22 protein-coding genes are annotated in these 19,922 nt (G+C 39.1%); 1 reads left to right on the top strand and 21 read right to left on the bottom strand.

Features of this window, described 5'->3' with window-relative positions:
- Window positions 1-25 precede the first annotated feature (25 nt).
- The 5 genes from AC4GZ8_RS17420 to spoIIQ all read right to left on the bottom strand — a co-directional run bounded on the left by AC4GZ8_RS17420 (window position 26) and on the right by spoIIQ (window position 4,351).
- Entirely contained in the window at window positions 26-370 is a 345-nt protein-coding gene (locus AC4GZ8_RS17420) for a YwqH-like family protein (RefSeq protein ID WP_491083164.1), read from the bottom strand.
- A gap of 308 nt (window positions 371-678) precedes the next feature.
- Window positions 679-2,331: a sodium:solute symporter family protein gene (locus AC4GZ8_RS17415; RefSeq protein WP_491083163.1), complete on the bottom strand. Its 1,653-nt coding sequence runs from the start codon at window positions 2,329-2,331 to the stop codon at window positions 679-681.
- A 275-nt stretch (window positions 2,332-2,606) separates the two neighbouring features.
- Window positions 2,607-2,909, bottom strand: a complete 303-nt coding sequence (locus AC4GZ8_RS17410; protein ID WP_491083162.1) for a DUF4212 domain-containing protein — start codon at window positions 2,907-2,909, stop codon at window positions 2,607-2,609.
- A gap of 36 nt (window positions 2,910-2,945) precedes the next feature.
- Complete coding sequence (locus AC4GZ8_RS17405) at window positions 2,946-3,128, bottom strand: hypothetical protein (protein ID WP_491083161.1); 183 nt, start codon at window positions 3,126-3,128, stop codon at window positions 2,946-2,948.
- A 296-nt stretch (window positions 3,129-3,424) separates the two neighbouring features.
- Complete coding sequence (gene spoIIQ / locus AC4GZ8_RS17400; RefSeq protein WP_491083160.1) at window positions 3,425-4,351, bottom strand: stage II sporulation protein SpoIIQ; 927 nt, start codon at window positions 4,349-4,351, stop codon at window positions 3,425-3,427.
- A gap of 189 nt (window positions 4,352-4,540) precedes the next feature.
- Here spoIIQ and AC4GZ8_RS17395 point away from each other — a divergent pair, with 189 nt between their 5' ends.
- On the top strand, window positions 4,541-4,909 hold the full coding sequence (locus AC4GZ8_RS17395) for a VanZ family protein (RefSeq protein WP_491083159.1): 369 nt from the start codon (window positions 4,541-4,543) through the stop codon (window positions 4,907-4,909).
- A 115-nt stretch (window positions 4,910-5,024) separates the two neighbouring features.
- On the opposite strand, the gene spoIID is transcribed toward AC4GZ8_RS17395, so the two are convergent.
- The 16 genes from spoIID to upp form a co-directional block, all read right to left on the bottom strand.
- On the bottom strand, window positions 5,025-6,044 hold the full coding sequence (spoIID, locus tag AC4GZ8_RS17390; protein ID WP_491083158.1) for a stage II sporulation protein D: 1,020 nt from the start codon (window positions 6,042-6,044) through the stop codon (window positions 5,025-5,027).
- A 259-nt stretch (window positions 6,045-6,303) separates the two neighbouring features.
- Window positions 6,304-7,611, bottom strand: a complete 1,308-nt coding sequence (gene murA, locus AC4GZ8_RS17385; protein ID WP_491083157.1) for a UDP-N-acetylglucosamine 1-carboxyvinyltransferase — start codon at window positions 7,609-7,611, stop codon at window positions 6,304-6,306.
- 32 nt (window positions 7,612-7,643) lie between these two features.
- A complete protein-coding gene (locus AC4GZ8_RS17380; RefSeq protein ID WP_491083156.1) occupies window positions 7,644-8,372 on the bottom strand; it encodes a YwmB family TATA-box binding protein in 729 nt (242 codons plus the stop codon).
- 173 nt (window positions 8,373-8,545) lie between these two features.
- Entirely contained in the window at window positions 8,546-8,776 is a 231-nt protein-coding gene (locus tag AC4GZ8_RS17375; protein WP_102230380.1) for a DUF1146 family protein, read from the bottom strand.
- Window positions 8,777-9,329: 553 nt separating this feature from the next.
- Window positions 9,330-9,725 carry a F0F1 ATP synthase subunit epsilon gene (locus AC4GZ8_RS17370; protein ID WP_491083155.1) on the bottom strand — a complete coding sequence of 132 codons (396 nt, stop codon included), beginning with the start codon at window positions 9,723-9,725 and terminating at the stop codon, window positions 9,330-9,332.
- 25 nt (window positions 9,726-9,750) lie between these two features.
- Window positions 9,751-11,169: a F0F1 ATP synthase subunit beta gene (atpD, locus tag AC4GZ8_RS17365; RefSeq protein ID WP_491083154.1), complete on the bottom strand. Its 1,419-nt coding sequence runs from the start codon at window positions 11,167-11,169 to the stop codon at window positions 9,751-9,753.
- A 186-nt stretch (window positions 11,170-11,355) separates the two neighbouring features.
- Entirely contained in the window at window positions 11,356-12,213 is an 858-nt protein-coding gene (locus tag AC4GZ8_RS17360; RefSeq protein WP_491083153.1) for a F0F1 ATP synthase subunit gamma, read from the bottom strand.
- Between the two features lie 75 nt (window positions 12,214-12,288).
- Window positions 12,289-13,800, bottom strand: coding sequence for a F0F1 ATP synthase subunit alpha (gene atpA / locus AC4GZ8_RS17355; RefSeq protein ID WP_491083152.1), 1,512 nt, complete (start codon window positions 13,798-13,800; stop codon window positions 12,289-12,291).
- A gap of 15 nt (window positions 13,801-13,815) precedes the next feature.
- A complete protein-coding gene (locus tag AC4GZ8_RS17350) occupies window positions 13,816-14,361 on the bottom strand; it encodes a F0F1 ATP synthase subunit delta (RefSeq protein ID WP_491083151.1) in 546 nt (181 codons plus the stop codon).
- Entirely contained in the window at window positions 14,358-14,879 is a 522-nt protein-coding gene (gene atpF, locus AC4GZ8_RS17345; RefSeq protein ID WP_491083150.1) for a F0F1 ATP synthase subunit B, read from the bottom strand. The genes AC4GZ8_RS17350 and atpF overlap by 4 nt, the downstream gene beginning before the upstream one ends.
- Before the next feature lie 212 nt (window positions 14,880-15,091).
- Window positions 15,092-15,304: a F0F1 ATP synthase subunit C gene (gene atpE, locus AC4GZ8_RS17340; protein WP_026563110.1), complete on the bottom strand. Its 213-nt coding sequence runs from the start codon at window positions 15,302-15,304 to the stop codon at window positions 15,092-15,094.
- Window positions 15,305-15,381: 77 nt separating this feature from the next.
- Window positions 15,382-16,116 carry a F0F1 ATP synthase subunit A gene (gene atpB / locus AC4GZ8_RS17335; protein ID WP_491083149.1) on the bottom strand — a complete coding sequence of 245 codons (735 nt, stop codon included), beginning with the start codon at window positions 16,114-16,116 and terminating at the stop codon, window positions 15,382-15,384.
- Between the two features lie 21 nt (window positions 16,117-16,137).
- A complete protein-coding gene (locus tag AC4GZ8_RS17330; protein ID WP_491083148.1) occupies window positions 16,138-16,506 on the bottom strand; it encodes an ATP synthase subunit I in 369 nt (122 codons plus the stop codon).
- Window positions 16,507-16,513: 7 nt separating this feature from the next.
- Window positions 16,514-16,735 carry an AtpZ/AtpI family protein gene (locus AC4GZ8_RS17325; protein WP_491083147.1) on the bottom strand — a complete coding sequence of 74 codons (222 nt, stop codon included), beginning with the start codon at window positions 16,733-16,735 and terminating at the stop codon, window positions 16,514-16,516.
- 220 nt (window positions 16,736-16,955) lie between these two features.
- The gene (locus tag AC4GZ8_RS17320; protein WP_491083146.1) at window positions 16,956-19,178 is read right to left on the bottom strand and encodes a S8 family serine peptidase; all 2,223 of its coding nucleotides are present in this window, start codon (window positions 19,176-19,178) and stop codon (window positions 16,956-16,958) included.
- A gap of 100 nt (window positions 19,179-19,278) precedes the next feature.
- Window positions 19,279-19,908: a uracil phosphoribosyltransferase gene (gene upp, locus AC4GZ8_RS17315; protein ID WP_491083145.1), complete on the bottom strand. Its 630-nt coding sequence runs from the start codon at window positions 19,906-19,908 to the stop codon at window positions 19,279-19,281.
- Between the last annotated feature and the right edge of the window lie 14 nt (window positions 19,909-19,922).

Here is a 19,922-nt window from a genome sequence, read left to right as displayed (position 1 = left end):
GCGAAAACAGCCTTTTTAAATTTTTTTAATCTTCCAACATCTGTAATTCAAAAGAGTGAATTGTTTTCTGCAGAGATACAATTTCACTTTTTAAACTACTCATTTTGCTGTTAATGGTTGAAAAGACATTGGAAAGTTGAGTTGCCTCAAGATCTTGGTAGGAACGAAAAATTCCTTCTATTCGAATATCCTCGAATTTTTCGGCAAGTGATCCTTGCCAAGTAGTAGACGTAAGTTCTGGGGTTACAACCGAATTGTTAAAATTCAAATACTCCTGTTTAATGCCTTGCAGCTGACTTTGACAGTCCTGCAATCGATGAAGCTGTTCTTGTTTCCTTCTTAAAAGTCCATAATAATAAAATAAAGACAATGACTTTCCCCTCTTTACTATTTTATTGACTCTTTATTATCATCTAGTCATTTCTCTTTAGGTCTATGAGTCATTCCGATCCCATTTAGATATAAATCTATTATATATAAGAAACAAACCTGATTTTACATAAAAAATTACCAATCTTTTCAACTATAACATAGTTAAAAAATGTAAGAATGGTGAGAATGATTTATTTTTGGAAGTCATTTTTTAGGAGGTTTTTCCTAATTAGAGGGATAGGGGGGACAGGTACTTTGTTCCACAATAAAGAAGGGGACAAGGTACCTGTCCCCTTGTCCCCGATCTTATTTATCTATCCACACTTCTCCATCCTTATACGTCATTTGTTCAGGATAACGTAAGTTCAGAACTTCCTCTTGTGTTTCAATAGATGGTGCCTTTGTGGCAAGTGAAACGATAATATTTGTTAAGATTGCGGCTGCTGCACCGAACACGCCTGCTCCTGTATCAATGATACCAGCGATTGTAAAACCGCCATATTTAGAGGCAAAAATGTAAATGAGTGTAACAGCTAAGCCGACCAGCATTCCAGAGATGACACCTTGAGTGTTTGAACGCTTCCACCATACTCCAATGAGGAGAGCTGGGAAGAACGTTCCAGATGCTAATGCAAAGGCCCATGCGACGATTTGTGTGATCGCCCCTGGAGGATTTAATGCGATTAGTCCTGCTAATACAGTTGCAATAACAATTGACCAGCGAGCAACAGCTAATCGGTTCTTTTCTGATGCATTCGGCTTCATGACACGATAGTAAATATCATGTGCAAAGGAAGAAGAAATGGCAATCATTAAGCCGCCTGCTGTTGATAGAGCTGCTGCCATGGCCCCGGCTGCTACAAGACCGATAACGAATAGTCCAAGATTGGCGATTTCAGGTGTTGCCATTACAACGATATCGTTTGAAATAATTAATTCACTCCATTGTAAAATACCATCACCATTTCCATCTGCAATTTGCAGCTTTCCGGTATTAACCCAAGATTCTGTCCATGCAGGCAGCTCCGTTAGCTTTTGACCAGCTACTTGTGTCATTAAAATAAAACGAGAAAACGCTGCATATGCTGGTGCTGATAAATATAATAACCCGATAAAAAGAATCGCCCATGCACCTGACCATCTTGCCGCTTTCATCGTTGATACCGTATAAAAGCGGACAATTACGTGAGGTAATCCCGCTGTTCCCGCCATTAACGTAAACATAAGGGCTAAGAACTGCCATTTCGTCCCGTTTGTAAATGGTGCAAAATATTCGGAAATACCAAGCTGACGATCTAACTCACCCATTTCTTCTACAATTTTACCGTAAGAAAGCCATGGAGCTGGATTTCCTGTAATTTGTAGAGACATAAAAATAACCGGAATTAAGTAAGCAATGATCAGAATAATGTATTGAGCAACCTGTGTCCATGTAATCCCCTTCATTCCACCAAAGGCTGCATAAAACGCAATCAGCACCACGCCAATCATCGTTCCTAGCTTCGCATCAATTTCAAAAAGTCTTCCAATCACAACTCCTGAACCAGATAATTGGCCAATTGAATAGGTAAAGCTAATAATGATTGTACAAACTGCGGCAATTACGCGGGCTGTGTGACTGTTATATCGATCCCCGATGAATTCCGGTACTGTGTAGCGGCCGTATTTACGAAGCTGTGGTGCTAATAAAAAGGTTAATAGGAGGTATCCGCCTGTCCACCCCATAATATAAGCCAGTCCATCATAACCAAGCAGCATAATCGTACCAGCCATCCCAATGAATGAGGCTGCACTCATCCAGTCCGCTCCGATGGCCATTCCGTTAAAAATCGGCGGTACTCCGCGACCTGCTACATAAAAGTCAGATGTTTGCTTCGCTGTATTGTAGACCGCAATTCCAATATATAACGCAAAAGTAAGTAAAATAATTGCAAGTGAAACAAGAAACTGAGCGTCCATTACATTTCCCCCTTTAATTAAAAATGAGCACTCCCCTATGTACTCAAGTAGCTAGTGAAAATTTATCTTATCCCCTTTTAAATCTAATTTGTTTTTGGTGTCTAGCTTCATCGCCTAGCGTCTAGTGAATTTCACAATTCTCCTTACGATAAGTCAACATCGACAACTTGCGCTCTCCGTGTTTCCTTTTCCCGACAGAGTCGGATAAGTCTCGCTTTATCCGAATTGCTCTAGTTCATACGCTGCTGTACGGGTGTGCGGGCGATTCCGCTTTTCTAGTGATCTAATGTTTTCCCAGCGCTAAGCTGTTCATTTTTGGATTCATCAATACCATATTTTCTATCAATAGAATCACTGACTTTTGCGTTAATAAATAATAATAGAATAAAGACCACAACAGCTCCCTGTGCCCCCATGAAGTAATGAAATGGAAAGCCATTAATCGTAAAGCCGCTAAAAAACTCAGCAAATAACACAACGCCAAATGAAGATAATCCTCCGATTATTAAATAGATCACAATGTTTCGTGTTCTTTCTTTAAAATAGGCATCCGCTACTTTTTTATCGATTTTTTTCATAAAGCACCTCCGGATTATAAATGATCAGTTGGAACCTTAAGATAGACTGAAAATAAATTTTACAGTTTCAAAAAATGGTGCAGGAACAAGTGCGATTTGTACAACGAAGTAGATAAGTATTGTCACAACTGGGATGAGTAAAAAATGAGGTTTTCGCGTTCTTAAGCAAAATACTAGACTGACAAGAGTTAAAGCAATCATCAAGATTAATGTTGTCATATTTGGCTTTCCCCCTTCATATAATTGTAAGCGTTATCAATTTATGATATACTAAATATATCTCCAGATAGCTTTAACATGTCTTATTATGAAGGGTAATCTAGTAACCGGTCAATAAAAAACTGAAAATTTATAAAACTTTCTCTTCGACAACTTTTTTGGCGGCAATCGTGGGACAAGGGGACAGGTTCTCTGTCCCACAATTATTTTGGGACAAGGTACCTGTCCCCTTGTCCCATAAAAAATCGAGGCTGACCTCTGATTTAGTAGAGTTCAACCTCGTATTGACGTTATCCTTATGAATTTACTGTACTATTTGAAGCCTCTGGCTGAGCGCTGTCTTTTTTACCTTCAGTTCCTTTTTCAGCATCTTTGTCTGATTCTGGAGCTTTTTCAGATTTGTCAGCGTCATCTTTTGGAGCTTCACTGTCTTTTTCAGGTGCTTCAGTTTCACCTTCACCTGATGGTTTTTCTTCACCTTCACCTGATGGAGCTGGAGCTTCTTCGCTTACTTCTTCTTCTGTTGCTTCTTCTTCAGCAGCCTCTTCAATGGATGTTACCGGCTTGTCCATATATGTTAGAGGGTTTACAGCTTTACCAGCTTGACGAATTTCAAAGTGTACATGGTTGCCATCTTCTTCATTATAAAGATTTTCACCAGATTTACCGATTAATTCGTTTTGTTCTACTTTGTCACCAGCTTGTACACTAACTTCTGCTAGTGATTGGTAAACTGTGACAACATCGTTTTCGTGCTCAATTTCCACAACATATCCTAAGATTGGATCTTTTTCAGCTTTTGTTACAGTACCACTAAGTGATGCGACAACATCGAATTGCTTTTGATCTTCTCTTGCGATGTCGATTCCTTTGTTCATTCTATAGGTATTGTTATAGAATACAAGTGCTGCTTCTTGCTCTTCTGTTGTTGCATTTGGATCATAAAACTTTTTCACAACTTTTACTGCTTCTGGATCTACTGCAGGCATTGCAAAGTTTTCTTTTGTTGCATTAACCTCAACTGCTTCCTGCTCATCTAATGCGATATCTTCTTGATTATTTTGCAGGTCCTCTGCTACATTGTTGCTGATGTTTTGGTACCATAATACTGCTGTAAGGATAACTGCTGCACTCATTAGGTAAATTGCCGGAAATACCCAACGTTTTCTAAAAAATTGTTGAACTTTAGTTTGAGAAGTACGTTTCTTTTCTTCCTCTCTCATTCTATCATCACCTCAGAAATCAGTCTGAACAGATTTTCTGAATTATATACACATTCTAAAAAAAATTTTTTTAAATGTAGTTTGTGCAAAGTTTATAATAATATGTATGCTTCTTTAAAATTTTTGGCTTTTTTGCAAACTTGTTGCTTTGTAATCAGTTTACTAATAGTTGATTGGAGTCTTTTATAAATGAAAAAAAACATACTTACGATATTACCACTTCTTTATATGGCACTTATTTGGACGTTATCAAGCTTTCCGGCTGATGCAATTGTGGATACACAGCTTTCCTTTGATGCTTTATTGAAAGAATCATTGCATCTTATTGAGTTTGCCATTCTTTATTGGCTTATTGCCTTTGCTTTTATGGCACATGGAAAATGGACAGAGAAAGCGAGTATGATTGCAGCGATTATTTCTATATTCTATGGTCTTACAGACGAAATTCATCAATCCTTTGTGCCAGAACGTTCAGCAACTGTCATAGATTTTGTCAAAGATACTATCGGGGTGGCAGTTTCATATTGGATTGCGAAAAAGAAATTCTTTTCAAAGTAGTTTTCTCGGCTGGTTAATTATATCCGGCGAAAAACCTTAGTTTTTCTTATACGATCTTCTATAAAATGTTTATACCTTCTTATAGTATAAAAAAAGAGCTCGGGGAGCTCCTTTTTTATTGCTTTGCCGTATATTTTGCTATAAAAGGTTCTGCGGCAGATACTTCTGTTCCATTATAATAATGAGAAACGATTTCCTCATATGTTTTGCCTGCTTCTGCCATAAAGTTTGCACCGTATTGGCTCATACCTACACCATGACCAAAGCCTTTTGTTTCTATTAGAACAGAATCTCCTTTGATCTCCCATGTGAAATCAGTTGATTTTAAATCAAGTTCTTCTCTTATATCTCTTCCAGTAAATTGCTTTCCATTTATTTCAACCTTTGCTACACGTTTTCCTGGTGTTAGCTCAGTTATTTTACCGATTGAACCGCTTGATGTGTCTAAGTTTACACCTAGTTTATTTTCGAATTCTTTAATAGTAATAATTTTTTTATCATAGAATTTAGGTGATTTTTCGTCCCATGAACTTTCTACACTTTTAAGATATGGAATTGCCTCCTGCCAATAGGCTTCAGAGTTTTCGGTATATCCGTTGCTTGTTGAGAAAAACGAAGCATCAATTGGTTCATCTTTATATGTAAGAATTTTCCCCTGTGTAGCCGCAACGGCTTCTGTAACCTTTTGAAGCTTCCAGTCATAATCATCTCCCCAAATCGCTTTTAGCTCTTCTTTATTTTTATATACTTGATGCATTTGGGTATCTGTGACAATGGAACCTTCTGGAGCACTTATCGGTCCATTCATAAGCTGTTTTGTAATATATGTTCTCGCTGCTAATGCCTGTGCCTTCAGCGCTTCTGTTTCAAACTCAGCAGGCATTTCTGATGCAACAACACCAATGACGTATTCCTCCAGAGGAATTGATTCGATCTTCTTCGTTTGACTTCGATAAACAGGTACGTCTACCGGTGACTCAGCTAGCACTGGAACCTCAGACTTGGCAACTGTTAGTTCTTCACCCAATTTACCCTTTGATTGCTCCATAAATGGTGTCACAAGTAGCGTTGGGATGAGGAGTATAATGATGAATAACCCTCCAAGTGCGAAAAGAACTGGTTTAACTGGTTTCATGTTCGGCCTCCAATTGTTATAGGTTAAGTAGAATGTCTATAATTCATCCTATGGCCGTGGACAAGCAATTATGACTGAAAAAGATGTGGACAATGCAGAATTTATCTGAGATGGACAAGGTGTAGGACGGCTAAACTTTTTTTGAAATTAAACATGAACTTACGTATAAATCACACCAAATATAGTTATCATAGTAAAGTCGTAAAAAATAAAAGAAGCAGGCTGCCAATTCGACTCCTGCTCCTTTTATGAAGGCATATTAATCTGAAACGGCAGCTTGCTGCTGTTCAGAAGTAATTGTAGTTGTATCTTCTTTTACACGTTCGATATCTGCGCCGATGCTTGCAAGCTTTTCGTGGAAAGCTACATAGCCGCGATCTAAATGCTTAAGTTCAGTAACACGTGTATGGCCTTCTGCACAAAGTCCTGCTAGGATAAGTGCTGCGCCTGCACGCAGATCTGTTGCTGCTACTTCAGCACCTTGTAACTTGACAGGTCCATTGATGATAACAGAACGTCCTTCAATTTTAATATCTCCATTCATGCGGCGGAATTCTTCAACATGCATGAAACGATTTTCAAAAACGGTTTCTGTAATCATACTTGTTCCGTTTGCACATAATAGCAATGCCATCATTTGTGATTGCATATCTGTTGGGAATCCTGGGTGCGGCATTGTTTTGATGTCGACAGATTTAAGCTTTTCTGGTCCGATAACACGTAAACCGTCTTTTTCTTCAATGATTTTTACGCCCATTTCTTCCATTTTTGCTACTAGTGATGTTAAGTGCTCAGGAACGGCTCCTTTGACAAGAACATTTCCACCAGTTATCGCTGCAGCGACCATAAAAGTACCTGCTTCGATGCGATCCGGAATAATTGTGTGGTGTGCACCTGTTAGTTTCTCTACACCTTCAATTCGAATCGTTCCTGTACCAGCCCCGCGAATTTTACCACCCATAGCATTGATGTAATTAGCTAAGTCAACGATTTCCGGCTCTTTTGCAACATTTTCAAGGACAGTTGTTCCTTCAGCAAGAGCAGCTGCCATAATAATGTTTTCTGTTGCGCCAACACTTGGGAAGTCTAAATAAACCTTAGCTCCCTTAAGTCTTCCTTGTACTTCTGCCTCAATAAAGCCATTACCAACTTTAATTGAAGCTCCCATTGCTTCAAAACCTTTTAAGTGCTGATCAATCGGACGTGATCCAATTGCACAGCCTCCTGGTAATGCAACACGTGCATGACCATTACGAGCTAATAATGCTCCCATAACTAAAACAGATGCGCGCATTTTTCTTACGTATTCAAATGGTGCTTCTGTTTTTAGCTCTTTTGATGCATCTACAATCACTTGATTATTTTCAAAATGGACATCTGCGCCTAAATGGCGAAGAACTTCATTAATTGTATACACATCGGAGAGCGTAGGTACATCACTGATTATACTTTTTTCTTCACTAGCTAATAAAGATGCAGCGATAACTGGTAGAACGGCATTTTTTGCTCCTTCAACTTTTACAGTGCCGTTTAACCTACGACCGCCGCGGACGATGATTTTTTCCAAATTATTCCCCTCCGCGTCCCAATTTCTCTATATTAATATTCAGACGTAATGATTGGTGTTCCTATAACGACCGTAGTTTTATCGCCCATTCCGTCAGATCTCAATGCAATTTGAATGTTCATCTTATCTTCTTTTGTTGGGATATAATCTTCCCAAAGTGAGGTCTTGGCTGATACCGAAAGAAAATCTTGTTCCGTGAGCTCTTCAATCGGCTTTGCATGAAATTCAGATAGTAACTGAACCATTTTTTGATTCAAAACACCTTCCATCTTATCACCTAATACGCCTTCGATACAAGCATATATTGTAGGATTTTCATGAAAAATGTCGAATGATCTTTGTTCGAAGAATGTATTGATGTCATTCCAATTGCTTTTAGTACCTGCACCTATGACCTCATAAAGGATATACGATTGTTCTTGATCATTTGTGAGGGTGGCGAGAAACTGAAGCTTTTCAGTAATATTTCTTTCTTTATTTTCATAAACACCGATCGCTTTAAACACATCGTCTTCTTGTTTAAACGTCCAAGTATATTGACGATATTGCTTGGTCATTAGTTTCAATTCTTGTATTGGTTTATTTTCGACAAACTTTTTTGAATAAAGAGACCATTTTGAAATCTTAATATTCTCTTTTTCCATGCTTTCTGCTATTGTTGATAGTTTTGATTGATTCTCAGCTGCTCCTATATGATTGGCTACTAAACAGAAGATAATTGATAACGTTAAAACCATAATTCCTATCCCTTTATTTCTCATATACGGTCACTTCCTCTCCTTAGTAACATTGTTACCGGATTATCAGTGTCCATACGTGGAAAAACTCGTCAATATTAGACATGGAGGAATTATTTTCCCGTTATCCAAACATCCTTGTACATCATCCCATATGTAGCTTACCTTCCCTATTTCAAACGGTAGAAAACTTTTCTTTAAAATAATGATGGAAGTTGCTGTGACCATAATAAATAATCAAGGAAAAAATTACTTACCATAGATCCAATGGCGATGGTTAACAATATAAGAAGTACTCTCGCTTGAATCACTTTGCCCGCTTTTATCCATTTATCAATATTTAGTGCTTGCAAGGCCCACCACGTTACAATAATGAAGGCCAGGTGCACAATCATACTGATTAAAGCCAGTTGTCCATAATCGGGCATACTTCACCCCTCCACATATCCTCATATGATGAGAATAACGCATATTCTATAAAGACACACAGCAATTTCAATCTTACCTCATTTAAGCCAAAAAGCAACCTCATATTTTCCTATTTAGCCATGAAACTTTTTCCATGACTTGGGATTTCTACGGTATACCCTTGACTATTATATAAAGAAATTCCTGTTACATGATTGATTTTTGCTTTTAACAAAAATTTAATGAATATGGCCTTTCATTTTACAATAGGACACACATTATCTATTTTACTACGTGAGGTTATCCGCTATCTTCTTCATTTATGAAATAATTGTTACAGATTTGTTTTTGTGGTTATATGCTATCTTTTTGAAGAATTTCATATAAAAAAGGGGAAATAGATGCAACTTCATTTTTCATCAACATGATGAAAAGCAACTACCTTCTTTTGATCATATTTGTACTGCAAGACTACGAATTTCAACAAAAACATTTAGTACGATAATCAATCTCTATATTAGAATACTATTTGATTAAAAAAGGATGGTGCGAGTTTGGCACCATCCTTTTCTATTATTTCGTTACATCTAAACGATTGATTGCACGTTTTAACGCTAATTCAGCTCGTTTGAAATCGATATCGTCTGTTTTTTGATTTAGACGCTCTTCAGCACGTTTTTTCGCTGCTTCTGCACGGGCAACATCAATCGAGTCCGCCGTTTCAGCTGCTTGAGCTAAAATCGTTACCTTATCAGGTCGTACTTCGATAAAGCCGCCAGTCACAGCAACTAATTCAGTGCCGCTCCCTTTCTTTAGGCGAACTGCTCCAATTTGTAGCGGAGCAACCATAGGAATATGTCCTGGTAAAATACCAAGTTCACCACTTTGAGCTTTTACACTCACCATTTCTACGTCTGCATCGTAAACTGGGCCATCGGGAGTAACGACATTGACTAATACTGTCTTCATACTCATACCCTCCTAGGTCCCGAAATTAGGCTTCTACACCCATTTGTTTTGCATTTTCAATAACCTCTTCAATACGTCCTACTAAGCGGAACGCATCTTCTGGAAGGTGGTCATACTTACCTTCAAGAATTTCTTTGAATCCACGAACAGTTTCTTTAACAGGAACATAAGAACCAGGCTGGCCTGTAAATTGTTCTGCAACGTGGAAGTTTTGAGATAAGAAGAATTGAACACGGCGAGCACGTGCAACTGTCAACTTATCTTCTTCAGAAAGCTCATCCATACCAAGGATCGCAATGATATCTTGAAGCTCTTTATAACGTTGTAGTGTTTGTTGTACTTGACGAGCAACAGTGTAGTGCTCTTCTCCAACGATCTCAGGTGATAATGCACGTGAAGTTGAAGCAAGAGGATCCACCGCTGGGTAAATACCCATTTCAGATAATTTACGCTCAAGGTTTGTTGTTGCATCTAAGTGAGCAAAAGTCGTTGCAGGAGCCGGATCTGTATAGTCATCGGCTGGAACGTAAATCGCTTGAATAGATGTAACAGAACCTACGTTAGTTGATGTGATACGCTCTTGTAATTGACCCATCTCAGTAGCAAGAGTTGGTTGGTAACCAACGGCAGATGGCATACGTCCAAGAAGGGCAGAAACTTCTGAACCTGCTTGTGTGAAACGGAAGATGTTATCCATGAAGAAAAGAACGTCTTGTCCTTGGTCATCACGGAAGAATTCAGCCATTGTAAGACCAGTTAGAGCAACACGCATACGTGCTCCAGGCGGCTCATTCATTTGACCGAATACCATCGCTGTTTTCTTAATAACACCAGAGTCTGTCATCTCGTGATAAAGGTCATTACCTTCACGAGTACGCTCTCCAACACCAGCGAATACGGAAATACCGCCGTGCTCTTGTGCGATGTTATTGATTAATTCCTGGATTAATACAGTTTTACCTACACCGGCACCACCGAATAGACCGATTTTACCACCCTTGATATAAGGAGCTAGTAAATCTACTACTTTAATTCCAGTTTCAAGAATTTCAACTTCAGTTGAAAGTTGATCAAATTTAGGAGCTGGTCTGTGAATAGGATCACGACGAGCATCTTCTGCAATCGGTTGATCTAAGTCAATGTTTTGACCTAATACGTTAAATACACGACCAAGAGTTACATCACCAACAGGAACAGAGATTGGTGCACCTGTGTCTGTAACCTCTAAACCACGAACAAGTCCATCAGTTGTAGACATCGCAACCGTACGAACTGTATCATCACCTAAATGTAGGGCAACTTCTAAAGTAAGGTCGATAGCGACTTCATTTTCATTCGCTTCTGTTTTAATTGTAAGGGCATTATAAATGTCAGGCAGTTGACCGCTCTCGAACTTTACGTCAACAACCGGACCCAAAATTTGAGTAATGCGTCCTTTATTCATCGTTTTCCCTCCTATCAATGAAATGCGCAAGCGCCTCGTTCAGGCCCGAAAAGCATAAGACGATCATAAATAGAAGGTGTTCTTTACCTTCAATTCATGATTGGCTTATGACCTCGAGGGCCTTGGCGCTGGAGCTAGACATCGAAACTAAATGCGATGTCACTTTTTTCCAATAGTAATTTTTTGCTATTCTAATGCTGCCGCTCCACCAACGATCTCTGTAATTTCTTGTGTGATCGCTGCTTGACGTGCACGGTTGTATGTTAAAGTAAGTCCATTGATAAGCTCTTTTGCATTATCAGTAGCATTTTTCATAGCTGTCATACGAGCTGCATGCTCTGAAGCTTTACTATCTAGTAAGGCTCCGTAGATGAGACTTTCAGCATATTGTGGTAACAGCACTTCAAGGATTTCTTCCTGATTTGGTTCAAACTCATAAGACGTTAAGCCTTTGTTTGATGAAATATCAGAAAGCGGAAGAAGCTTCTTCTCGGTCACATCCTGTTGAATCGCACTAACAAAGTGGTTGTAATACATATACAATTCGTCGTATGAACCATCTGCAAACATGTTAACTGCACCACTTGCAATATCCTTAATGCTTGCAAAGGATGTTTCATCACCAAGGCCAGTAATCTCTGAAATCACGTTCATGCCGCGCTTTTTAAAGAAATCACGACCCATTTTACCAATTGCAATGATCACAAATTCATCATTAGATTTATGACGCTTTTGGATTGATTGATGTACAGCACGAAGTACACTGCTGTTAAACGCACCTGCTAATCCACGATCTGATGTAATGACAAGGTATCCAGTTCGTTTTACAGGTCTGGATTCTAACATCGGGTGGCTAACGTCTGTACTGCCGTTTGCGATGCTTGCTACAACCTCTTGGATTTTTTCCATATAAGGTCCAAATGCTTTTGCATTGTTTTCAGCACGGTTAAGCTTCGCAGCCGAAACCATTTCCATCGCTTTAGTGATTTGACTCGTCTTCTTAGTAGAAGTAATTCTTGATTTTATGTCGCGTAATGATGCCAAAGGTTCTCACCACCTTTTTAAAAAATCATCTAACAAGGGTAGACCTCAGTAACCCTTGAGGCCATACCATTTCTATTATTGTTCAGAAGGAGCAAAAGTCTTTTTGAATCCTTCGATCGCTGCTTTTAACGCATCTTCATTTGGAAGTCCGCCAGTTGTGCGGATTTCTTCTAGAAGGTCTTTATTGTTTTGTTCTGTGTATGCATGGAACTCATCTTCAAAACGAGTGATATCTTCTACTGGGATATCATCTAAGAATCCTTTTGTTAATGCATATAGAATCATAACTTGTTTTTCAACTTTAAGCGGTTTGTTTAGACCTTGCTTAAGTACTTCAACAGTACGAGCACCACGGTTTAATTTTGCTTGTGTTGCTTTATCAAGGTCAGAACCGAATTGAGCAAATGCTTCAAGTTCACGGTATGAAGCAAGGTCTAGACGTAAAGTACCCGCAACCTTCTTCATCGCTTTAATTTGCGCTGAACCACCAACACGAGATACAGATAAACCTGCGTTAATCGCTGGACGTACACCAGAGAAGAAGAGGTCAGACTGAAGGAAGATTTGTCCATCAGTAATCGAGATAACGTTCGTTGGGATATAAGCCGAAACGTCACCTGCTTGTGTCTCGATGAATGGTAATGCAGTTAGAGAACCTGCGCCTTTTGCATCACTTAATTTAGCTGCACGCTCGAGTAAACGAGAGTGTAAGTAGAAAACGTCACCAGGGTATGCTTCACGGCCTGGAGGACGGCGAAGTAGTAATGAAAGCTCACGATATGCCGCAGCTTGCTTAGTTAGGTCATCGTATACAACAAGAACGTGCTTGCCATTGTACATGAACTCTTCACCCATTGTTACCCCAGCATAAGGTGCTAAGAATAACATTGGAGCTGGTTGTGATGCAGAAGCTGTTACAACGATTGTGTAATCTAATGCACCATTTTTACGTAATGTTTCAACAACACCACGAACTGTTGATTCTTTTTGACCAATTGCAACATAGATACAAATCATATCTTGATCTTTTTGGTTCAAGATTGTATCGATTGCTACAGATGTTTTACCTGTTTGACGGTCCCCGATGATTAACTCACGTTGACCACGGCCGATCGGAACAAGCGCGTCAATCGCTTTAATACCAGTTTGAAGTGGTTCATGAACAGATTTACGGTCCATAACCCCTGGTGCTGGACTTTCGATTGGTCTAGTCTTAGTTGCTTCGATTGGACCTAATCCATCAACAGGTTGTCCTAATGAGTTAACAACGCGACCGATCAATGCTTCACCTACAGGAACCTCCATGATACGTCCTGTACGACGAACTTCGTCACCTTCACGGATATCTGTGTAAGGTCCTAAAATAATAATACCAACGTTATTTTCCTCAAGGTTCTGAGCCATACCCATAACGCCGTTTGAGAATTCTACAAGCTCACCAGCCATGACATTGTCGAGGCCATGAGCACGAGCGATACCATCCCCAACTTGGATAACAGTACCAACATCGCTTACTTTTATATCAGACTGATAGTTTTCAATTTGCTTTTTTATAAGCGCACTAATTTCTTCAGCTTTGATGCTCATGAGTTTCACCCCTATCTACGATCTGTTTGCGACCAATTGTCGCTCTATACGTTCAAGCTTACCGCTAATACTACCATCATAAATACGATTACCAATACGAAGCTTTACGCCGCCGATTAGCGAAGAGTCTACAACGTTTTGTAAACGTAATGACGCTTTGCCGATCTTTTTCGCGAAAGAAGCTGAAATAGCAGATAATTCACTATCTGTCAGCGGGCGAACTGAATAAACAATTGCATCCTCTGTTCCACGAGCTTCATTTGCACTTTGTACAAAGTAATCAACAATTTCTGTTACAACATCAACACGATGACGGTCAACTAAAAGGTATAATGTATTCACAACCTGCTGTGACAGGCTTGAGAATGCTTCCTTTACAATGGACTTTTTCGCTTCATTTGTAACTTTTGGATGGTTAAATACATTTATAAGTTCTTGATTCGTTGTAAAAACTTCCTTTACAACGAGCAATTCGTTTTCGATTTGATCGATTACATTTTGTTCCTTTGCAAGTTGAAAAAGAGCTACTGCATAACGTTTTGCAACAATACCTTTGCTCATCGACCCTCGCCTACCTCATTGATGTAGTCATTGATCAATTTCTCTTGCTCTTGTTCATTCAACTCTTTTTCGATTACTTTAGAAGCAATTAATACAGATAATGATGCAACCTGTTCGCGTAATGCTGCCACAGCCTGATCTTTTTCTTGCTCGATTTCTTTTAATGCTGAATCTTTCAAACGGCCAGCTTCAGAACGAGCTGCTTGGATGATTTCTTCTTTCTGTTGCTCACCAAGCTTTTTCGCATTTTCCACAAGAGCTTGTGCTTCTTGACGCGCTTGTTTTAATAACTCACGCTGCTCGTCTACTAGCTTTTGTGCTTCTTTATTTCTTTCTTCAGAACTATTAATTTCATTTGCAATATGCTCTTCACGTTGCTTCATAATGTTCATAACTGGTCCTAATGCATACTTACCTAGCAATGCAAGAAGGATTAAGAACATTAAAAGCTGGAATACGATATCACCTGTGTTAAGGCCGCCTGTAGCTGCACCTACTGCAAGATCAAAAGTTAACATAGCTCGGTTTCACTCCCTTCAAGAGTTCCATGATGGGTTGATAGTTTTCGGCTTTCTCGAACTATTCGTTCCTCGAAACCCTTTCACTTTGCACAATATTTTAAAGATAAACCAGTGTTTTTGAAAAATAGTTTTCCTTATTTGCACATAAAGCAATGGCGAAGGTTCGCTTTGAATGATCTTCGCCATATGAAAACATGTTTATTATCGAATTATGATCCCATTACGATGAATGCGATAACTACAGCGATGATCGGAATCGCCTCAACTAATGCTACCCCGATGAACATTGTAGTTTGTAATTTACCTTGCGCTTCAGGTTGACGCGCGATACCCTCTACTGTACGAGATACGATAAGACCGTTACCAATACCAGCACCTAGTGCCGCTAAACCAATTGCAATTGCAGCTGCTAATAAACCCATTGTTAAATTTCCTCCTTTAAATGTATGAAAAATAGTATTACTTTAGTTTTAGTTCAAGTGAACTGAACATATATTGATTAATGGTCATGGCTCACTTTGTGTGCCATATACACCATCGTTAACATAGTGAAGATAAATGCCTGGATTGCACCAACAAAGATACTAAATCCTTGCCATGCTAACATTGGAAGTGCTGCGATAATGGAACCGAGAATTCCACTTCCAAAACCTTCAGCGTATCCGCTTGTTCCTAGAGTAACAAGCAATCCTAATAAAATTTCACCTGCAAAAATATTCCCGTAAAGACGAAGACCAAGCGTTAGTGTGTTCGCAAATTCTTCAATTATCTTAAGCGGAAACATAAATGGCATCGGTCTTAAAAAGTCCTTACCATATTCAGATACACCTTTCATCTTAATTCCATAGTAGTGTGTTAACGCTACTACTAGAATTGCAAGAGTTAATGTAATGGCAGGATCTGCAGTTGGAGATTTCCACCATAAATCATGACCTACAACAATGGCGAATGGTAACCCCAGCATGTTTGATACAAACACATACATTAAAAGCGTGATTCCTAACGTTAAGAAACGTCCGCCTGTTTGCCAATCCATTGTACTGCCGATAATGTTTTTAACAAAATCAACAACCCATTCGATGAAATTCTGCATACCTGTCGGTTTCATCGCTAATTTGCGTGTTGCTGCAAATGCGATTAGAAAAACGATCAAACTAGCAATCGTAATCATTAATACATTTGATAAATTAAAAGTAAGACCTAAAAACTTTACCACAGGAGCTTCGTGACCCAATAGATTCACCTCTCTTCCCAGCTAAGCGCGTGAATGTTGAATAACATAATCTATCATAATAACGACATACATCGTCATTAATCCAATAATGACACTAATTAAATCAAAATACTCAGGAAACTTTAGCGCGAAAAATACAGCAACACCTGCCGCTGCCATTCTAGACGTTGTTCCTAATGAGCCTGTTTTCCGCCCTTCATCTAATGCGCGTCCAAACTGTTTGTGCTTTCTCACCATGATCCACAGGTTATACAATGTAATGCATGTCCCAAGAAGCAATCCAAGAAATACTGACTGATACTTCGTAAATCCCCATCCTAAAACGTAAAGGGCTAGCAGATAAAATATGTACTTGCGATATCTTTGAAACATCAGTTGCATATCAGACATGAAATTATTATTCTCCTGAGAAATAGTGGTGGACTAATTTCAGCATGGCGTAAACTCCAGCAGCTAGTCCTAGCAGAAGGCCTATGATTAAAAACAGCGGCTCTGTTTCTAAATAACTGTCAATCCATTTCCCAGCAAATATACCTATTAATATAGAGCCAACTAGTTGGGAAAGGATAGCTGACATGAGGCCCATCGCATGAAGTGGATGGCGTTTTTTTTGTCGCATTTTATAAATCCTCAATCTATAGATTTATAACGGAATTAGGGGGTGAAACATGGGATTTGAACGATATTGTAAACCTTATCATTATACCCTCGTATAGCATACAATAGCGTATATGTGATGTCAATCCGTTTAAAGTTAAAATGTTCACAATCAATTCAAATCCTCACAAATCGTTCACATTTAAACGCTTACCAACCCTTGACTTACTAAAGCGAATTAATTATTCACTTAGTAAAATATCTGTTTCCAAATAATTTTCTTTACCATTTTTATTCGCAAAAACAATCGCTTTGTAACTCCCCAAAGGGACTTTTAGATCCTCTGCTTTTATTTCCCCCTCAATCAACCCTCTTGGCGCTTCACGCAGCCAATCTAAATAACCAATAAATGTTAATGAATCCGGATCATATAAAGCAATACCAGCTTCATCTGCTCCACCTGGTAAATACATTTGATATTTAAACGTATCAGGTTTATCTCCGTAAGAAAGCTCAAAGCCCATAATTCTCGGATAATTAGGTTCATCAATCACATATGCATATGGAAGCTCTGTCACCTTTTCGTCCAAATGGATTGTGATCCACCCTTCGTGTATCCCCTGATTCATTTGGCTCGGTGTGATATCAACACCCACCTCAACCTGTTTCTTTTCTCCTGGATTGATGATGAGTTTTTTAGGAAGCACCCATTCAATGCCGGGTTTGTTTTTTGGTGTTTGAAATGTGATTGTTTTCTTCACATTTGATTGATTATCGATGATTACTTTTTTAGTTTTTTTGGTTCTAGGATGATTTGTATCAAATTGTCCAAACGTTAATGATCCTGGATAAATAAGCACCTCAGCCTCAATCGCTTGTTTTACATTTATTCTCCCAGCCCCCTGTTCATTCGGAGCCAATTTTCTGCCTTTATCATCTTGTAACTTTACAGCAGTGTTCATAAGTGCAGCTTTTATTTGTTCAGGTGACCAATTTGGGTGTGCTTGCTTAATTAATGCGCAAGCCCCTGCAACATGAGGTGCCGCCATACTAGTTCCGTGCAAAGATAAATAACCATCTGGAATGGTGCTATCAATTGCCACTCCCGGTGCAACGATATCCGGTTTTATGGCCCATGTCGTTGTGACAGGTCCTCTTGAACTAAAATCCGCCAGCTCATCTTCCTCTTTTTCATAGATCGTCCTAATTACCGGTTTATGATTCAGTAATTTTTTTATCGCAAGTCCATCTTTCTTTGAAATTGAAGCAACCGAAATATCTAGCGGAACCTCAAGTGATCCCGCAAAATTCCCTTTTACATTATTAAAGATAATGACGGCTTTTGCCCCACGTTTTTTTGCGTTTAACACTTTTTCTGTGAATGGAATTTTTCCTCTTTCAATAAGGGCAATCTTCCCTTTTATTGATTCTTTGAAGTCATCCTCACGTCCCAACCCAGCATACACCATTTCATCTAAGCTTTTTAAATCCCATGGTTTCGCTCCCTGCAAAGGATGGATAGGAATTGGATTTTTCAGTCCTGATATAGATAAGTATGGCAGATGAATAGGTGGAGAGGATGCTCCTACTGAAATCGCCTTTGACGATGTTCCCGGAGAACCAACCGTCCATAAATCCGGGCCGGAATTCCCGCTTGAGGTGACAGCCACAATGCTTGATTCAACAGCTCGGTCAAGTGCCAGGCTTGTTGGCCAATCCGGGCCATTCACATTATTTCCTAATGATAAATTAATAATATCCACATTATCCTTTATGGCTTGATCAATCGCTGCAATTACTTGATCTGAAGTACCCATACCACCAGGACCTAATGCACGGTATGCATAAATATCAGCCTCCGGAGCAATCCCTCTAAGCTTTCCGTTTGCTGCAATAATGCCCGCTACATGTGTACCATGGATCGTTCCTTCTCCTCTTACATCTGTAGTTTCCAGCGGATCTTGATCTCCGTCAATAACATCATATCCGCCAGCATAATTTCTCCGTAAATCCGGATGCTCATAATCGATGCCTGTATCAATAACCGCAACCTTTACCCCTTTGCCTGTTAAGCGGTGATCCCCTGAATCAAACAATCCCCGAACCTCTTCTCCTCCAATAAATGGAACACTCTCATCAATTTGTGAAGCATATGAAACGATCGGGCTCCAATGGATAACAGCCTGATGTTCTTTTATTTTATTCAGTTCTCTCACTGGACCTTCTATTGAAAAACCATAAAACACATGTTGATAGGTTTGGCGAATTGCAACATTTGGATGTTTGGATAAGGATTCATTCATCTTGTCAAACTCTTCTTCTCTTACAATCACCATCATTTTCTGGATTTGGTCCTTATCCACTTCAGGAAGTGGCGGTCGATTTGGAAAAGCTACGCCTTGAACTGTTTGACATAAAAAGAAAGTCAAAAAAAGAAGGATCCACACTCGTTTTTTTATTCCCATCAAAATCCACCTCCATTTCTAGTTTGTTCCTTCTTATTAAAAACATGTAATACCATATAAAAAAGAGGATAGCCCAATATGAGCCATCCTCTGTTCATCATTATTTTGTTCCGTACAATCTGTCACCAGCGTCGCCTAATCCAGGGACGATATATCCATGATCATTTAATTTTTCATCAAGTGCAGCAATGTAAATATCTACATCCGGATGTGCTTCTTTCACTACTTCCACACCTTCTGGAGCGGCAATTAAGCACATGAATTTAATATTTTTTGCTCCGCGCTTTTTCAAGCTATTAATTGCCTCTACTGCTGAACCACCTGTTGCTAGCATTGGATCCACTACAATTAACTCACGCTCTTCTATATCAGAAGGTAGCTTTACGTAGTATTCAACCGGTTGTAATGTTTCTGGATCACGGTATAAACCAACATGTCCAACTTTAGCAGCTGGAATTAATTTTAAAATCCCATCTACCATTCCAAGTCCTGCACGAAGAATCGGGATGATCCCTAGTTTTTTCCCTGAAAGAACTTTTGATTTTGCAGTTGTGACTGGTGTTTCCACGTCTACCTCTGTTAATGGTAAATCTCTTGTGATTTCAAATGCCATTAAACTTGCTACTTCATCAACAAGTTCACGAAATTCTTTTGTTCCTGTTTTGGCATCACGAATATATGTAAGTTTATGCTGAATTAATGGATGATCAAACACGTACACTTTCCCCATCAAATCATCTCCTT

This window comes from Metabacillus sp. RB-C-LZQ-3-1 (assembly GCF_058315175.1).
The sequence above is the reverse complement of the archived record's forward strand: the minus strand, read 5'-3'. Positions and strand labels throughout refer to the sequence as shown.

Coding starts and splice junctions, on each gene's coding strand:
- AC4GZ8_RS17415 (WP_491083163.1), bottom strand. CDS start 2,331: ATGGACGCTCAGTTTCTTGTTTCACTTGCAATTATTTTACTTACTTTT.
- AC4GZ8_RS17410 (WP_491083162.1), bottom strand. CDS start 2,909: ATGAAAAAAATCGATAAAAAAGTAGCGGATGCCTATTTTAAAGAAAGA.
- AC4GZ8_RS17405 (WP_491083161.1), bottom strand. CDS start 3,128: ATGACAACATTAATCTTGATGATTGCTTTAACTCTTGTCAGTCTAGTA.
- spoIIQ (WP_491083160.1), bottom strand. CDS start 4,351: ATGAGAGAGGAAGAAAAGAAACGTACTTCTCAAACTAAAGTTCAACAA.
- AC4GZ8_RS17395 (WP_491083159.1), top strand. CDS start 4,541: ATGAAAAAAAACATACTTACGATATTACCACTTCTTTATATGGCACTT.
- spoIID (WP_491083158.1), bottom strand. CDS start 6,044: ATGAAACCAGTTAAACCAGTTCTTTTCGCACTTGGAGGGTTATTCATC.
- AC4GZ8_RS17380 (WP_491083156.1), bottom strand. CDS start 8,372: ATGAGAAATAAAGGGATAGGAATTATGGTTTTAACGTTATCAATTATC.
- AC4GZ8_RS17375 (WP_102230380.1), bottom strand. CDS start 8,776: ATGCCCGATTATGGACAACTGGCTTTAATCAGTATGATTGTGCACCTG.
- AC4GZ8_RS17370 (WP_491083155.1), bottom strand. CDS start 9,725: ATGAAGACAGTATTAGTCAATGTCGTTACTCCCGATGGCCCAGTTTAC.
- atpD (WP_491083154.1), bottom strand. CDS start 11,169: ATGAATAAAGGACGCATTACTCAAATTTTGGGTCCGGTTGTTGACGTA.
- atpA (WP_491083152.1), bottom strand. CDS start 13,800: ATGAGCATCAAAGCTGAAGAAATTAGTGCGCTTATAAAAAAGCAAATT.
- AC4GZ8_RS17350 (WP_491083151.1), bottom strand. CDS start 14,361: ATGAGCAAAGGTATTGTTGCAAAACGTTATGCAGTAGCTCTTTTTCAA.
- atpF (WP_491083150.1), bottom strand. CDS start 14,879: ATGTTAACTTTTGATCTTGCAGTAGGTGCAGCTACAGGCGGCCTTAAC.
- atpE (WP_026563110.1), bottom strand. CDS start 15,304: ATGGGTTTATTAGCAGCTGCAATTGCAATTGGTTTAGCGGCACTAGGT.
- AC4GZ8_RS17330 (WP_491083148.1), bottom strand. CDS start 16,506: ATGTCTGATATGCAACTGATGTTTCAAAGATATCGCAAGTACATATTT.
- AC4GZ8_RS17325 (WP_491083147.1), bottom strand. CDS start 16,735: ATGCGACAAAAAAAACGCCATCCACTTCATGCGATGGGCCTCATGTCA.
- AC4GZ8_RS17320 (WP_491083146.1), bottom strand. CDS start 19,178: ATGGGAATAAAAAAACGAGTGTGGATCCTTCTTTTTTTGACTTTCTTT.
- upp (WP_491083145.1), bottom strand. CDS start 19,908: ATGGGGAAAGTGTACGTGTTTGATCATCCATTAATTCAGCATAAACTT.